Source organism: Caulobacter endophyticus (assembly GCF_029543245.1).
Classification (GTDB): domain Bacteria; phylum Pseudomonadota; class Alphaproteobacteria; order Caulobacterales; family Caulobacteraceae; genus Caulobacter; species Caulobacter endophyticus_A.
In genome coordinates, this window is sequence record NZ_JARQWV010000032.1 from 36,998 (window position 1) to 52,144 (window position 15,147).

The following is a 15,147-nucleotide window of genomic DNA, read 5'->3' on the forward strand; positions in this document are numbered from 1 at the left end:
GGTCGCCTCGCGTGCGGGCGCTGAACCCGAGTGGGGTTTAGTGGGACGAAACGACATCGTTTTGTAGATAAAGGCGCCAGCACGCCGTGAACATGCTGAAGGGCAGCCCCAGCATCGTGACACCCCGATCTTGCTGCGTCTGCGTCAGGTCGGCAGGCAGAGGGGTGGGGGAGGTTTTTGTGGCCCGCGTCAGCCTGGCTGACCGCCGCCGCCGGTGGCGCCAAAGATCTGACCGGTGGAATAGCTCAGCGCCGGATCGGCGGCCGCGACGTAGAGGCCGGCAATTTCCGCGGGTTGACCGGGGCGGCCCAGCGGACTTTGCGAGCCGAAGGCTTGCAACTTTTCAGCCGTCGCGCCGCCGCTGACCTGTAGTGGGGTCCAAAAGGGGCCGGGCGTCACGGCGTTCACGCGAATGCCTTTAGGCGCCAGTTGCTTGGCCATCGACTTGCTGAAGTTCAGCATCGCCGCCCGCGTCAAGGCATAGTCGACGAGATCCTCGGAGGGATCCCCCGCCTGCTCGGACGCGGTATTGACGATTACCGCCCCGGCGCTCATGCGCGCCACCGCCGCCTTGGTCAGCCAGAACGGCGCGTAGACGTTGGTCTTCATCGTCGCGTCGAAATCTTCGCTGGAGATGTCCGCGATCGTCGGTTTGGTCTGCTGACGCGCGGCGTTGTTGACCAGGATGTCCAGACCGCCCAGCTCGCGCGCCGCGCGCTCGACCAACTGACGGCAGAAGGCTTCGTCACGCAGGTCGCCGGGTATGGCGACCGCCTTGCGCCCCGCCGCGCGGATCAGCTCGACCACCTCGCGGGCGTCCGGCTCCTCGGCGGGAAGGTAGTTGATCGCCACGTCGGCGCCTTCGCGGGCATAGGCGATGGCGGCGGCGCGGCCGATGCCGCTGTCACCGCCGGTGATCAAGGCCCGCTTGCCGGCCAGCCGGCCCGAGCCTTTGTAGCTCTGCTCGCCATGGTCGGGCCGCGGGTTCATCTTCGAGGCCAAGCCTGGCCAGGGTTGGGTTTGAGCGGCGAACGGTGGCTTGGGATAGGAGGCGGCTTTCGGGGTGGTCGGTGCGCCTGGGGGCTTGGCCTCCTGCCGGGCCATCGCCGGGGCGGCGACCGCGGCGACCGAGGCGAGGGCCCCGGCCGTGATCAGCCCGCGGCGGGATGTGGCGTTGTCGGTCATGGGGGGTCCTGGCTCTATATGTTCGCGACGGCGCGTCGGGCGAGATGCAGGCCTAAACCTCCCATTGAGGCGGGGTTCCGCCAGGTATGAGCCTTTGGTCGAACGCCGAGTCTCACCCAAGGCGTCGTGAGGCGCTAGACAAGCGCCGCCGTGCGGGCCTCTTGCTCGAACGCCTCGCGGGGCGGGGTGGCGGAAGCGGCTGACGGGCAAGGACCGGCCTTCGCCGAGATGCAGCCGCCATCGGTCGACCTCGCGCTCCACACGCAGCACCCCAAGCCAGGTTGGCGATCGCCGAGCGGTGGACGCACAGGAAGTTCGATGGCGTTGGCTGGCCAATCCGTCCAGATGCGCGGCGAGCAGCAGGCTGCGGCCGCCCGCCAGCCGTAGCTCGACATAGTCGGCCTCGACCACGGCCAGGATGTCTTCGATTAGCACAAGCTCGACGCCGCGCGCTGAGGCCACGGTTAGGGGGCTGACCGCCCGGCGGCGCGGGTCAAGGCGGCTTCGCGACCGCGATCCTCCCGCCCAACCGCCACCTCGACCATCAAGCGGCAAGACCAAACAAATCAGGTCAAGTGGTAGCCGCCATCCACCAGGAAATCGATGCCGTTCACACCAGGCGTATCAAGCAGGAAAAGCACCGAGCGCGCGATGTCGGTGGTTTCCACCAGTCGACCCTCGGGCGTGCGTTCGAGAATTCGATCGATCGTCGGCTTGGGGGCTTTGGCGAAAGCTTCGGTATCGCCGATCGCGCCGGGATGAATCGCGTTGACCCGTACCGGCGCCAACTCCACCGCCAATGTGCGCAGTAACCCTCTCACGCCGCCGTTGATTGTCGAGATGGATGTCGAGCCGGGGTAGGGGCGCTCGGAGGCCATTCCGCCTAGGAGAACAATGGCAGAGGTGGGCGTGTAGCGATCGACCAAGGCGGCGGCGACAGCGGCGTAGCCGACCAGCTTCAGGCCAACGGCGCGCTGGGCCGCCGCGACGTCGTAGTTTCGAATGGCGTTCTGGTCGCGCTCGACGGCGCTCAGCACAAGGTGATCGATCTGACCGATCTCGGATAGGGCGTTTGCGATCGCTTCGGGATGCGTCAGGTCGAGGGAAAGGCCCAAATGTCCCACGCCCAGTTCCTCGGCCGCGGCCGTGGCTCGACCGGCTTCGCGGCTGGTGAGGATGACGCGCTGACCCCGTGCGGCAAGCATACGGGCGATCGTGTAGCCGGCTCCGCCGGTGCCACCGACGACTAGCGCCGTTTTGTAGGGAGAAGGCATAGAAGCTCCAGCGACAAGGCTAATTCTGAAGCCGAGCTGCGCCGGGCTTCCAAAGGGCTTCTAGGGGGGAGTGAGTTCAGCGATCTTGCCTTCTTCGCTCGTGGTTGCCGGTTTCCTGCTACGTCTAACCGACTGGTGAAGCTAGGCCGCTTCTCGCGGTTCTTTATTCCGGAACACTACACTCGACGACCTGCAACTCGAGACCTCGCCAGACACTCCCAGAATCTATGACGGCTGAGGTTCAAGCGAATGGGCCCCTGCGACGGTTTCGAATTTGGGAAAGCAAAGATAGCGTCACGCGATGGCGGGCGGGCGTCAGCGAACGTCACGGAAAGTAAATCAGAGAAAGATAAAGCCTATATCGTCGTCATCTTGTCCGCGCAATCATAATTCCACGTATCTGCCAAACGTCCAAATTCTCCAGCAAAATCAAGAGGCTCGAAAATTGCGGTATTGATCACGGGTATACACAAACGTGTTATCAAAAAAGCCCAGCAAATTCAATTTTCTGGGCTCGAAGTCATGATTGAGTGGGAGACGTGCTCGGCTTGACCCAGGTCCACGTCAATCGGGTGCTGATGGACCAGCGGCGCCGGGGGCTCGTGGACTGGAAGGCTTGCAAAGTGTCCATCAACGATTGGGACGCCCTCGCGCGGCTTGGCCAGTTCGACCCAGCCAATCTTCGCCTCCAGAACGACCCCGCCTGATCGTCGCGGCCGATCGCGGCCGTCAGCGCCGTAGTGGGCGGTCGACCGTCGTCGACGGGCGTTCGGGGGGGGGGGGGGGGGCGCGAGCCCGCCCCTTCTAGACGAGCTCAGGCCGCCGTGGCCGAGAGTTTTTGGGCGGCGATGGCGGCAGCGGCGCGCAATATGAGGATCTCGTGGATGATCAACGCGGCGGCGTGCTTTCGAGACGCCGCCAGGCCCTCCACGCGTGACTTCCCGTCGCTGCCGAAGACCTTCCAGAGCCAGTGGCCCGCCGGGGTGGGTGAGACGGTGAAGCGGATGACCACTTCGCCAGCGGCGATCTTCGAGCGTCTGGCCGGCGGCGCGAGGGCGCACCGCGCCTGGCTGGTCATGTCGGCGCTCCTAAAGGATAGGCAAAGCCCTCCGGGTCGCGCGGGCGCTCAGGACCCGGCGCTCGTCGAGCGTGGACCTTGACCCGGGCGTTCCGCGGCCAGACGCGCGCCAGGTTTCGGGCTTGGGCGATCGCACGCCGGCGGGCGGTGAAGAACAGAACCTCGCCCGTCTCGGCGATCTTCACGCACCAACCGCCATGACCTCGTCCGACGATACGTCCCGCGACCGGGCCTTCAAGGCCGAGCTGGTCGAGGTCCTGCCGCGTCTTCGCGCCTTCGCCCGAAGCCTGGCGGGGGACGCCCATGCGGCCGACGACCTGGTGCAGGACACCCTTCTGAAAGCCTGGAACGCCCGCGAAAGCTATGTCGTGGGCACCAACATGAAGGCTTGGGCCTTCATGATCCTGCGCAACCAGTTCTATCACCAGATCCTGGCTGGCGTTGCCCAGAGCCGCTCGAAACTGGCGATACATGTCGTAGTCGACCGGCCCCGCCAGCAGGATGCGCGGCCCGGCGAAAGCGGCCGCAGGGAGGGTGAGACCATCGTCGGCCATGGCGGCATAGGCGTCGCTCACGCGGGAAGTTCCTTCAGGGTATGCAGGAAGGGATGCTTGGCTGACGGCGGCTTGACGCTATCGGCGACGCACCGCGCCGGGCAATCGCTCGTGCGCGCATTGGCTCTGGCGGCCATCCACAGGGCAAGCCGGTTCTTATGTCTCGGCTACGGCTAGGGCGACCTCGAGAAGCTGCTCGCTCGCGCCTGCGCGGAGGATGGGAACGTCGATGAGCACATCGGCGGCCAGCACGCCGTCGTGCTCGATGGTTTGGGCCACCGCGACCAGCGGCAAATCGGGAGACACGGCCTTGAGGATGGCGAGCCGGCGCAGGTCCTCCTCATAGTGGTCCGGGCGCAGGCCGGCGATGACGAAATCAACCTGCGCCAGGCCGCCTAGACGATCCAGGCTGGCCTGTTCGGCGTCAACGACCTCCCAGCCGCGCGCCTCCAAAGCCGCACAGGTCTGGCCATCACAATGGTCGGTCAGTACGCGAACCATGAAACCCTCGCTTTGCGCTTGAGGCGTGGCGACGCGCCAAGGGGCGGTCGTCCCTTCCAGGCCAAACCGCAGTCGTCGCCAGGTGGTTCCGGACGGATGGCATTGGGCGATATGGGCGCGACGCCAGAGGTTCGTGTCGCAAAATCCAGCCATCTTTTGATAGGCCAGGAGGGTTGGTTTGGGCCATGACGGCGACGGCGTGAACCATCGCCGCCACGATCGCTTATTGCGTCAAATGGCAGGCAGGCTGCGCGGAATGACCAGACACTTTGACCTTGTGGCGCTGATCGGGCTCGGCGCGGCCCTCTGCTCGATGAGCAGCTTCGTGCCCCAGTTGATCAAGATTTGGCGTGAGGGCGATGCTTCAGCGGTCTCGCTTCAGATGTTCGCCCTTACGGTCGCCGGCTTCACGCTCTGGGCGATCTACGGATTCTTGCGCGGAGGTTGGCCGCTGGTGCTAAGCAACCTCGTCTGCCTGGGCCTTTCGGCGGCGATCCTGATCTCCAAAACGATCCTGGAGCGACGATCTGCTTGAGGTCGTCATCGCCGCGGCCATGAAAGACCCTGTCGCATCATCCCGCTCAGGCTTCCGGAATGCGAGCCTTCGGGCCAAGGCGGCTCACCACGGCCAACGAGGCCCGGCGCGGAACCCAAAGCATTTCAAGCGCCGCCGAGAAGCAAGCGGCCGCGGCCGCCGAAGCGCAGCGTTTTGGGCCAGAAGCAGGGCCAGTCCCTGGAGCCAGATCGCTTCCGCTGGCCGAAATAAAAGGTCTGCACCATGATGGTTTGCCGGCCGGCGGCCCGGAGCCGCGCCTGCTGCTCGACTACAGCACAAGGTAGTCCGAGAGGTCCGTGAAGACGCCCTTGAGCGTAATCAACGAAGCATAGGCATCGCCGCCGCCATCAGGATCAAACCACAACGTCGTATAGCCGCCGGATATCTCGGCCATTAAATAGCCATCCCACGGCCTTTCGACCTTCGCGGCGAACAACGCCGTCAGATCGATCTGATCTCCGGCCGAGAGGTCGTTGATCACGCCCCAGCCATCGCCCTCGAAACGGAACACGTCGCGACCCGCGCCGCCCGTCGCCTCGACCTGATGGCGGATGATGAAAGTGTCATCGCCTCCATCCCCGAGCAGACGGACACGCGTGCCGCTATTGTCCGTGATCAGAGTGTCATTCCCAGCGCCTCCCGACGCGAAATGACCGGCGATTAGCAAATCATCGCCACGCCCCCCGACAAGTCGGTCAAACCCGCTGAGCACGTCGTCGCCCGATCCGCCGACGAGCTCGAAGGCGACCACGTGGTCCAGGCCCGTTTGAGACCCTGCCACGCCGTTCTTGGTCACAATGATCGGTGAGGCCGCCTGTTCATAGGAGACCTTCCCCCCGGGCGCGAGGATACTATCCTCGGCCGGGTCAAGCGGAACCTTTACACTCAAAGGCAGACTAAGGGCGACGCTATCGAGCAGTTCGCTCTCATTGGAGACGCCAAGCTCTTCAAAACTGATGATCAATTGGTCCAACTCGCCCTCCACAACTGTCAGCGAGGCTGGAGCCCAGCGATGAAGAGCGGGTAAACGGCCTGCCGGATGCGACAATCGGCGCAGAGACGTGCTCGGCGGGCATCCGCAATGACTCTCGACTGCTGCGCATGGGAGATAATCGATCTAAGGTTGCGAGCGCTCAGGGAGCCTTGGCCATGACGACGATGCTTGAAGTGCTTCGATATGGCGGTTCCCATTGGGGTTTCAGCGCCCTTGGCGGGCTCACTGGTCTCTATGTTGTCTGGATCCTCGTTCGCACCGCCTATGGCTCAGGCGCTCGCGACGAGCCGCCGCAGCGTTGAGCAGCCGACGGCCGGTTTTGATTGTTCCGGAGAGGTTCAGCGCTGAGCGACCGCGCACCTGCTTTCCGGCGTCAAAACCCGCATTCCAGCCAAGCTTGTAATCGATTTCTTCAACCTATGCGTCCAATTATCGCAGGTAGGGGGCGTCGATAGGAGACTCGGGATGAGTTCTGCACCCATATTCGTGACCTCTGCGAGTGTCGGATCAGCAAGCGACACCAGCATGATCGTGTTCTTCAGCCCTTCGGGACCGTTCAAGGACGGCGAGGTGCAGAGCGAGACGTCATCGCGCCTGGTGATGTCCCATCAAGGTTTTCTCGCGTTCGCTGCGACCGTAGCGGCCCATGCGGAAGAGATAAAAGCCAGGGCCAGGCGGCTGCAGGAAGCGGCAGAGGCGCAACGTGTCGCCGAAAAGGTTGCCGCGGAACGTCGTCGAGTCGATGAGAGCGAGGCTGAGGCCGCCCCGCCAAACCTGCCTTTTGTACCCTTGCACTGACCCTCAGCTCTGCGAGCGCTGGCCGGGAGAAAAAGCTTCGCCCTGTCGCGGAGCGGGGCCGGGCAGCACCTGCGCCTCTGGCCGACCGACTGTGGTCATCTAGCCTGGGCGAGTTCTCGAACGACCCGAGCCTTCTGCTTGGCGCGCCCTAATCCCCGCGGTCCACCAGGATCGCCTACGTCTTGGGCGACGGGGCAGGGGGGGGCGCCGGCCAGTTGGATAGCGTTGGGCGCGCGGGAGAAGAGTTCGAGCAAAAAGGGCCAGCTGTCGTCTTTGGTCTTGCCGACGCGATAGAACTGTTTTGCCCTCGCCGCCGGTTTGGGCGTGCTCACAGGCGCCGATTTCGACAAAGGCCCAGAAAACGGCGGGCGAACTATAGCTCAAGGGCTTCAACGTGCGGTACGACGTCGAGATCTTGCCCCGAGCGAAGTGCTCGCGCCGGATCTTCGCCACCGTCTCCATTACCATCATCCCCGTCTCGATCCACGGCTACACAAGCTGCCGATCCGGCCACCAAAGCCTCAAGGACAGGGGCTCATTTTTGGACGCCGATATCCCCGAGATGGGGGTCACTTTTGCTAGCCGAAGCACACCCCAGCGTCTGCAGTTTTCCCGCGATACGCGCACCAAGCGCGATGCCGCGCCGCTCGATACCGTAGTAGGTCGCCGCCGACAGGACGTAGGATCCGACGACTGTGGCCAGGACCACGCCGGCGCTAAGGCTCGCACCCGTGAGCCCCAAGCGGCTAAAAACAACAATCGAGCTGTAGAGTGGGATCATATGGATCAGGTAGACAGAATAGGATGTCTCCCCCAGCCATCGCAGCAGCGATGAGGACAAAACCCGCTCGATAGGCGCGCCAATTACCGGCAACCGCCCGACCGTTGCTGTCAACGCGACAAACCACACGCCAAGCGCGACGACCTGGAATTTACCCTCAAGCGCGATCACGCCGGTCGCAGCCGCTAGGATCAGGCCCAGGGCCGTCAAACTCGGGCCGCGCGTTACGAGGAAGTAGCTGGCCCCGCCAATGACGAAGTGCAGAATCTTCGCTCCCAGGAAAGCTTTGCCGAAAAGGGGTGAAATCGCCAACAGCGCCAGCACGATGATGGCTGCAAGCCACCAGCGCTTTGACGATGTCGCGCACGCCAGCAGCGCAGGAGCAACGAGGTAGAACTGCCATTCCAGCGATATGCTCCAGGCCTGACCCAGGATCGTGAAGGCCGCGCGAGGCGAGATCGCCTCTGGAATCAAACCTTGAGCAAGTGGAATATGTGTAAGCAGGTGAAGGGGGAGATTGACCCCAGCTTCTTCGACCAGTCGAAGTCGCGAAACGTTCGCGGGCGATAGTGCAGAGACTTGCGCCCACGCTTCCTGCTGGACGTCCAAGAGCAGCGCTGAAAGGAAAAGCGCAATCAGGTAGAGGGGAAAAATCCTGAACCCGCGCCGCAGAATGTAAACTCCGAACGGTTCGTCTTTCACGTCGAGTAGTCGCGTGATGACGAATCCGGACAGCAGTATGAAGACGTCGACGGCAAGGGTGCTGCGCCCGATAAGCCCAAGCTGCCAGCCGAATGTCGCCGCTAGATGACCCGCGATCACCCAGAGCGCCATCAACCCCCGAAGCCCTTCAAGGCCCGCAATCTTCGCTTGCGCCGGTCGCTGCGCCGCCATCGAACTCCTCCGTGCGAACACTTGGAAATTTGAATGAGCCACAAGTGGGGCGAAGTTTGGATCCTCATCGCGGCAAGGCGGGATTAATAAGACTTTTCGACGCCTGTCGCCTCATGACCCACGCCATGTTCTGAAGCTTTGCTTGGAATATGTACAGTCAGCTTTCCCGACCAAACCGCCAGAATGTTTGGGTGATCGGATCTATCAGGTAAGCCAGGGCCGAACGCTTGCGCAGTGGTACGAGCACCTCAACCGGCATGCCGGCCTGCAGCCGCGTTTGCGCGCCCCTTACGGCACGGATCTTGTCGAGCTCGGCCTCCGGGACGGCGATCTCGGCGCTGAAATATTGCGCACCGGTCTTTTCATCCGTCAGGCTGTCGGCGGAGATTGTTTCCAAGCGCCCATCGACCAGAGGAAGCTTCTTGTCGTGGATGGTGCTGAACCGCACCTGAGTGCGTTGGCCAACGCTGAGATCGTCGACATCCGCTGGCGACACCTTGGCTTGGATGACGAGGCGCCGGTTCTGGGGAACAATCTCCATCAAGGTCTGGTTGGGGGCGGCGACGCCGCCAACCGTAAACACCTTCAGGCCCACCACTTTTCCAGAGGTGGGGGCCCGAACGATGGCGCGAGACAGCTGTTCTCGCGCCGCGGACAGCTTAGGCTGCAATTCGTCTAGCTTGACTTGCACCTCGCGCATTTGATCGGCGATCTCCTCCATCCGCTCGCGCTCCAGAGAGAGCAGTTGCAGCCGCGACTCGCCGATGGCTTCGCGTGATCGGGCGATTTGAGCTCGGTAGGCGCCGTCTTCGCCGGCGAGAGAGGCGGCGTTTCGCTCGAGCGCCAAAACGCGCGTTTGGGGCGCATAGCCCTCGTCAGCGAGCGCTTTGACGCCGCGCAGTTCTTTCGAGACCAGGTCCTGTTGCCGCCGATTGGCGTCCAGCTGCCGTTCGGCCCCGCTCGTCTGCTCAGCCAACTGGCGCGACCTCTGAACCAGGACGCCCCTCTGGGTGCTCAACGCTGCTCTACGCGCAGCAAAATGGCGGCGCTGAAGCTCAAGCGCCTCTGCGGCCAACGGGCGATCCTCGGACGCGATCGCGGCAAATTCCGCCGGAGGCGAGAGACTGGGCGCGCCGTCTCGCTCCGCCTGCAATCGCGCCCGCTGGGCCCAAAGCGCATAGACCTCCGCCGTGAGGCCTCGCTCGACGCTGCGCACTTCCGAAGCGGAGAGCTCGAGCAGAACTTGGCCCTTCTTGACGTTTTCGCCCTCCTGAACAGCCAGGCGCGTTACGATGCCCCCATCGCGCACCTGCACCGCCTGGCGGTTGCCCGCGACGGCGATCAGGCCGTGAGCGTACGAGCCGGCGTCTAGAGGCGTGAGCGCAGCCCACCCGAGGAAGGCCACGAAGAAGGCGCCCGCAATAAGAGCGCCAATCTTGAGAGTGGCGTCGGGCTGATCGGGCAAGCGCGTATAGGCTTTGTCGCCGACGAGTTCAGCGCTCATTTTATGATCCCGTGCGGCTGATGACCGGAGGCCGCTTAACCGCGCTCGCGCGCTGGGCCATTTCCTTCATGACCTCTTCGCGGGGGCCATCGCGTTCGACGCGTCCCTCGACAAGAAGAACCAGCCGGTCGGCGCTGCTAAGAATGGCCGCCCGGTGAGCGACGATAATCACTGCACCACCCCGCTTTCGCACGAGCCTTACCGCCGCCGCAAGCGCTGCCTCCCCTTCGGCGTCGAGCGCCGAGTTGGGCTCGTCCAGGACGATCAACACTGGATCGCGATAGAGGGCTCGCGCAAGCGCGATGCGTTGAGCCTGTCCAGCCGATAGCCCCCGCCCGCCCAGGCCCAGGACCGTGTCGTAGCCTCTAGGCAGTTGAAGGATTAGCTCGTGGACGCCGGCGGTCTGAGCCGCCGCGATGACGGCCGCATCGATCGCCTCGGCGCTGCGCTCTTCGTCGGCGACTTCGAAGCGCGCGATGTTGTCGCGGATCGTGCCAGCCATTAGGCCCGAGTCTTGAGGCAGGTAGCCGACATGCCGACCTAGCCGATCCGCCGTCCAATCCAAAAGGTTGGCCCCGTCCAGGCGCACGAGTCCCGCATCCGGGCTGACGGCGCCGGCGGCAAGTTTGGCCAGGGTCGTCTTGCCGGCTCCGCTGGGTCCGATGACGCCGACGATCTCGCCCGGCTCCACCCTCAAGGTAACGCCCCGCAGCAGCAGCGCGCTCTGGCCGGGAGCGCGGACTGACGCCTGCTCTAGACTGAGAACGCCGCGTGGCGCGGGCAGTTGCGTGCCGCCGCGACCTGCATCGGTCTCGGAAAAGAGCCGTAGGAGATTATTCATCGCGTTCCGGGCCTGGCCAACGACGGTCCAGGATCCAACCAGCTGTTCGACCGGCTGTAGGGCGCGGCTAAGCAGCACCGAAGCGGCGATGATGGAGCCGGCCGATATCTGGCGCTCCACCGCGAGCCATGCGCCCAGGCCCAAGGCCGCTGACTGGAGAAACAGACGCACAAATTTTGTCGCAGCCGCATAGCGTCCGCCGGTGAATTGAGCCTTCGCAACCAGGTCCAGCCCTCGGCTGCGCTCGGAGAGCTGACGCTCGCGAAGATTGCGCCCCATCCCGAGCGCGCGAACGGTCTCAGCATTTGAGGCCGAAGCCTCCTGCACGGCATAGGCCACGGCCTGGGCCTGGGCCGCGTCCTGCTGCCGAGTGCGCGTCGCCTTTTCATTGGCCAGGGCCAGCCACACCAGCAGCACGCCGCCGGCGACGGTGAGAGCGCCCAGGGCAGGGTGGATCAAGAACGCCACAAGCGCGTAGAACGGGGTCCACGGCGCGTCGATCACAGCCAACGCCGCAGGGCCAGTGAGAGCGGCGCGAACCGTGTCGAAGTCGCGCATTCCCTGCTGAGTGGTCGCCGGGCCCAACCGGCTCATAAGTCGCGTCAGGATCGGTCCGCCCAGCACGCGATCAAGGCGCAGGCTCGCCAAGATAAGCAACCGGCCCCGCACCGCCTCCAGCGCCGCCAGGGTGGCGAGGGCAAAAGCAACAACCCCTGTGAGATAGAGCAGGGTAAGGCGTCCCTCCGTGGGAACCACCCGATCATAGACCTGCATCATATAGATCGTCGGCGCGATGTAGAGAATGTTCATCAGCGCGCTGAATACCGCCACCCCTACAAAGTGTCGGCGGCACGTCCTGACGGCGTCGGCCAGTACGCTGGGTATCGGGCCGTCAAGCAGCTTCACAGTTGTTCTCCCTGAGCGTGCGCCGGCGCGGCAGGATGCAAGGACGCGCACTATGCGCCGATGGCCAGCGTTCGACGAGTCGTAGCCTGATGCGCTGGCCCGCGCCACCTGCGGGAAGAAGGCCGCCCTCATATAGTCAAGTTTGATCGCCGGCAGATCGCGGCGCAAATGCGGTCAAACTTTGAGACTACACCGGAGAGCGTCGTTCTCAGAACGGCGAGATATAGCGTCCGAGGTGCGACCAATTGTTCCTGCGTGCGACAAAATGGAACAGGATATTCGCCCTCAAATCTCAAATTGATCTTAGGTGAATGCGGCAAACTGTCCCGCGTTGCCCTTCAGTCATTGCACATAGATACCGCTGCTATCGCTAAAAACCCTTATCCGGATTGGGTTTAATCTTTTGTTATCCCTGCTTTTCTCAAATGTTAATGCTAGTTAGCGACATTCTGTAACCGTGCAGGAACGTTCAGACGCCGATATTTTCCTACGACATCGTCACGTGCTCTGGGATCAGCTCCGCAAAATGACCGTCGCCACCACCACCTTTTCGCAAGTCGCCGACGTTACTGAGCAAGTCAGTGGCTCCACTGTATTCAATGCACTTGCTGAAAGCGTGACCATCTATGGCGACGGCCCCAGCCTGAGCCTTGGCGGCGGCGATCTAAATCTCGCTGGCGGCCAGGTCCTGAAGGCCGCGCCCGTCGTCACCGCGGCCGTGACGGCCGAACGTCCGATCGGGCTCGATTACAGGCCGCCGGAGGCCAAGGCTTACGATCAGAAGACCGATATCCCGTCCAACGCGCTAGACGCCAAGGACTTCCCCAGCATTGACGCCTGGCTCGACGCCTGCGTCGCTCAAGGCGTCCCGGGAAAAATCGGCTCGGGCACCTATGTCGTTGATGGAGAGCCGCGCTATTCCCCGGTCGGGATCTACGGCTACGGCGAGACGCCGCCCAAATTCGTGGCTCAGAACGTCGACTGCTGGCTCTATCTGAAGTCCGATGACGTCACGCTCAAGGGGCTGGCGTTCGAGGGGTTTGGCCAAGTGCTCGGCGGCAGCGTCGCATTGAGCGACGGGGCGCCTTACCATTCCACGACAACCTATGCATTTGATCGCTTCGATCCTGCCAAGGGCGGGCTTGCGATGGATGTGCCGGCGACGACCTCGACCGTCGGTCCGGCTGTGACCATCACCGATTGCGAATTCGTCAATTGCGAAAACGCTTTCATGTTTGTTTCGGACACCACCCAGATGGGCGCGGTGAATTTCCACGGCAACACGCTGGTCGGCACCTACGGGATGCTGAACATCTTCAGCACCCTGTGGACGGAAGTGAACGCCACCTACAACGAATGGGGCGACGCCACCGGCGATCGGGCCCAGCCCGGCTTGAAGAGCAACGGAGTTCAGACCGGTATCGCGATCGGCACCGACAAGACGATTTACATTGAAGGCCACTCCACCAAGCTCAACATCACTAACAATTACGCCCACGATATCGACTCGCTCTCGCGCTATGACGACACCAACGCCGCCGTCTTTGTCGACGCGCGGGGCGTGATCAGCGCTGAGCGCGGCGACAACGTCATTTCGTTCAATCGCATCGAGCACCTTCGCGGCCTTCTCGGGCAGGAAGACTCCAACGCCATTTACGCCAAGGCCCATGGCCTGATTATCCAGGGCAATTGGATCGAGGACAGCGGGGCGGCCTATTACACCTCGACCAAAAACGGCTCGGAGGCCACGGGCGTCCTGGTCAAGCCGCTTCATGACGGCGTCCATGACGACGTCGCCTCCGACATCGAGGTTATCGGCAACACGTTCGTCGACATGCCCACGGCGCCGGCCGGCATCGTGAAGGACTTGGCCGTGATCAAGATTTCCGAGGCGGTGGGCGATTCCAAGATCGCTTTTAACACCTTCATCGGGGGCGGAAATCTTTCCACCTCAAGTTCTGCGGGCATCATCCGCGTTTATGGCGACGTCGAGAAATTCGCGGTCGTCGGCAATCATTTCGTCGATGTGGCTCTGGCTTCGGGCGCGAACGCGGTCGTGTTTCAAGAGCTGATCGGCACTTCCAGCAGTGTGGTTGAGGTGTCCAACAACAGCGCTGAGAAATCCGTCGGCGCCTACAGCAGCGACGCCCGCTGGTTCAACTTCACCAGCAAGACCCCAGGCGCCCTGGTGACGGGGCTCAACGTCCTGGAGGGCGGCTACAAAATGCTCTCCTCGCGCGCCGGCGTTACAACCACGACGTCGCAATCCTACGACGCCCCCACCGTCGTGATCACCCCCGAGATCGTCACAGCCACGGATCTGCGGATCGCCGATCTGCAAACCTTGAGCGCGAGCGGCGCCGTCGTTGACGCGTTTGTCCAGGCCAGCGACGCGCGGTTCTCCGTTCACGACGGCGGGCTCTACCTGAAGGCGGGTCAGTCAGTGGACTTCGCCAAGGAGCCGGTCGTTGAGCTCATCTTGGTGACGCGCGATAGCGACGGCTGGACGGGTGTGGTGCTCAACCTGACCGCGGCCGGCGTGCTTGGTGCGGCGCTTGAAGTGGAAATCACCCAGCTGACCCAAGTCGCCGAAAATTCGTCCAGCGAAATCAAGGTCGCCCAAATCGGCCTGACCGGCGGGATTGAAGGCGCCGCCTATAGCACGAGCGACGCCCGGTTCTTCGTGCGCGATGGCGCGCTTTATCTGAAGTCTGGGGCTGGCCTGGACTACGAGAAAGCCTCGCAGATCGCCGTCGGTGTTACGGCTACGCTCGGCGACGCGAAGTTCGTTGAAACCGTCAATGTGCAGGTAAAGGACGTCAATGAAGCGCCGACGGCGATTGTTGTCGGCAACCTGGTTTCGGTAACCGAAAACACGATCGTCGAAACGAAGATCGCCACCCTTACCGTCACCGATCCCGATAAGGCTTCGAGCTTCCGTCAGTTCAGCTATGTCGTTGATGACGCGCGGTTCTACGTCAAGGATGGCGATCTCTATCTCAAAGCCGGCCAGGTTGTCGATTTTGAGAAGGCCTCCACCATCGTCGTGAACGTCACGGCGAGCGACGGGACTGGCAGCGTCAAGACGTCGGTGTCGGTCAAGGTGAACGATGTCGTTGAAACCACGCTCCCGCCGGTGACGAGCGGGGACAAGACGGGCACGGCGGGCGCGGACGTCCTGAAGGGTTCGGACGGAGCCGACAAGCTGGCGGGGTTGGCGGGAGCCGACACCCTCGATGGCGGGGCCGGCGACGACACGCTCGATGGCGGCGCGGGCGCAG

The 15,147-nt window shown here is 63.2% G+C and carries 12 protein-coding genes and 1 pseudogene; 5 read left to right on the plus strand and 8 right to left on the minus strand.

Going from position 1 to position 15,147, the window contains the following annotated elements:
- Nucleotides 1-189: 189 nt before the first annotated feature.
- Nucleotides 190-1,185 carry an SDR family oxidoreductase gene (locus tag P7A99_RS22860; protein ID WP_277796023.1) on the minus strand — a complete coding sequence of 332 codons (996 nt, stop codon included), beginning with the start codon at nucleotides 1,183-1,185 and terminating at the stop codon, nucleotides 190-192.
- 566 nt (nucleotides 1,186-1,751) lie between these two features.
- Nucleotides 1,752-2,459, minus strand: a complete 708-nt coding sequence (locus P7A99_RS22865) for an SDR family NAD(P)-dependent oxidoreductase (protein ID WP_277796024.1) — start codon at nucleotides 2,457-2,459, stop codon at nucleotides 1,752-1,754.
- 539 nt (nucleotides 2,460-2,998) lie between these two features.
- Here P7A99_RS22865 and P7A99_RS22870 point away from each other — a divergent pair.
- A complete protein-coding gene (locus tag P7A99_RS22870; protein WP_347276705.1) occupies nucleotides 2,999-3,166 on the plus strand; it encodes a helix-turn-helix domain-containing protein in 168 nt (55 codons plus the stop codon).
- 107 nt (nucleotides 3,167-3,273) lie between these two features.
- On the opposite strand, the gene P7A99_RS22875 is transcribed toward P7A99_RS22870, so the two are convergent.
- Complete coding sequence (locus P7A99_RS22875; protein WP_277796026.1) at nucleotides 3,274-3,537, minus strand: hypothetical protein; 264 nt, start codon at nucleotides 3,535-3,537, stop codon at nucleotides 3,274-3,276.
- A gap of 122 nt (nucleotides 3,538-3,659) precedes the next feature.
- Here P7A99_RS22875 and P7A99_RS22880 point away from each other — a divergent pair, with 122 nt between their 5' ends.
- On the plus strand, nucleotides 3,660-4,268 hold the full coding sequence (locus tag P7A99_RS22880) for a sigma factor (RefSeq protein WP_431307702.1): 609 nt from the start codon (nucleotides 3,660-3,662) through the stop codon (nucleotides 4,266-4,268).
- Here the strand turns inward: P7A99_RS22880 and P7A99_RS22885 are convergent.
- Nucleotides 4,248-4,592, minus strand: a complete 345-nt coding sequence (locus P7A99_RS22885) for a hypothetical protein (protein ID WP_277796027.1) — start codon at nucleotides 4,590-4,592, stop codon at nucleotides 4,248-4,250. The genes P7A99_RS22880 and P7A99_RS22885 overlap by 21 nt on opposite strands.
- 178 nt (nucleotides 4,593-4,770) lie before the next feature.
- Here P7A99_RS22885 and P7A99_RS22890 point away from each other — a divergent pair, with 178 nt between their 5' ends.
- Nucleotides 4,771-5,127 carry a SemiSWEET family sugar transporter gene (locus P7A99_RS22890; RefSeq protein WP_347276706.1) on the plus strand — a complete coding sequence of 119 codons (357 nt, stop codon included), beginning with the start codon at nucleotides 4,771-4,773 and terminating at the stop codon, nucleotides 5,125-5,127.
- A 289-nt stretch (nucleotides 5,128-5,416) separates the two neighbouring features.
- On the opposite strand, the gene P7A99_RS22895 is transcribed toward P7A99_RS22890, so the two are convergent.
- The gene (locus P7A99_RS22895; protein WP_277796028.1) at nucleotides 5,417-6,121 is read right to left on the minus strand and encodes a hypothetical protein; all 705 of its coding nucleotides are present in this window, start codon (nucleotides 6,119-6,121) and stop codon (nucleotides 5,417-5,419) included.
- 546 nt (nucleotides 6,122-6,667) lie between these two features.
- Here P7A99_RS22895 and P7A99_RS22900 point away from each other — a divergent pair.
- A complete protein-coding gene (locus tag P7A99_RS22900; RefSeq protein WP_277796029.1) occupies nucleotides 6,668-6,940 on the plus strand; it encodes a hypothetical protein in 273 nt (90 codons plus the stop codon).
- A 535-nt stretch (nucleotides 6,941-7,475) separates the two neighbouring features.
- Here the strand turns inward: P7A99_RS22900 and P7A99_RS22905 are convergent.
- The 3 genes from P7A99_RS22905 to P7A99_RS22915 form a co-directional block, all read right to left on the minus strand.
- On the minus strand, nucleotides 7,476-8,615 hold the full coding sequence (locus P7A99_RS22905; RefSeq protein WP_277796030.1) for an acyltransferase family protein: 1,140 nt from the start codon (nucleotides 8,613-8,615) through the stop codon (nucleotides 7,476-7,478).
- Nucleotides 8,616-8,772: 157 nt separating this feature from the next.
- The gene (locus P7A99_RS22910; RefSeq protein ID WP_277796031.1) at nucleotides 8,773-10,119 is read right to left on the minus strand and encodes an HlyD family type I secretion periplasmic adaptor subunit; all 1,347 of its coding nucleotides are present in this window, start codon (nucleotides 10,117-10,119) and stop codon (nucleotides 8,773-8,775) included.
- Nucleotide 10,120: 1 nt separating this feature from the next.
- On the minus strand, nucleotides 10,121-11,866 hold the full coding sequence (locus P7A99_RS22915) for a type I secretion system permease/ATPase (protein WP_277796032.1): 1,746 nt from the start codon (nucleotides 11,864-11,866) through the stop codon (nucleotides 10,121-10,123).
- 526 nt (nucleotides 11,867-12,392) lie between these two features.
- On the opposite strand from P7A99_RS22915, the pseudogene P7A99_RS22920 reads away from it, so the two are divergent.
- A pseudogene (locus tag P7A99_RS22920) lies at nucleotides 12,393-15,147 on the plus strand (hypothetical protein); the annotation flags it as partial.

What these genes read in the sequence shown, in the direction of transcription:
- P7A99_RS22860 (WP_277796023.1), bottom strand. Translation starts at nt 1,185, where the DNA reads ATGACCGACAACGCCACATCCCGCCGCGGGCTGATCACGGCCGGGGCC.
- P7A99_RS22865 (WP_277796024.1), bottom strand. Translation starts at nt 2,459, where the DNA reads ATGCCTTCTCCCTACAAAACGGCGCTAGTCGTCGGTGGCACCGGCGGA.
- P7A99_RS22875 (WP_277796026.1), bottom strand. Translation starts at nt 3,537, where the DNA reads ATGACCAGCCAGGCGCGGTGCGCCCTCGCGCCGCCGGCCAGACGCTCG.
- P7A99_RS22885 (WP_277796027.1), bottom strand. Translation starts at nt 4,592, where the DNA reads ATGGTTCGCGTACTGACCGACCATTGTGATGGCCAGACCTGTGCGGCT.
- P7A99_RS22900 (WP_277796029.1), top strand. Translation starts at nt 6,668, where the DNA reads ATGATCGTGTTCTTCAGCCCTTCGGGACCGTTCAAGGACGGCGAGGTG.
- P7A99_RS22905 (WP_277796030.1), bottom strand. Translation starts at nt 8,615, where the DNA reads ATGGCGGCGCAGCGACCGGCGCAAGCGAAGATTGCGGGCCTTGAAGGG.
- P7A99_RS22910 (WP_277796031.1), bottom strand. Translation starts at nt 10,119, where the DNA reads ATGAGCGCTGAACTCGTCGGCGACAAAGCCTATACGCGCTTGCCCGAT.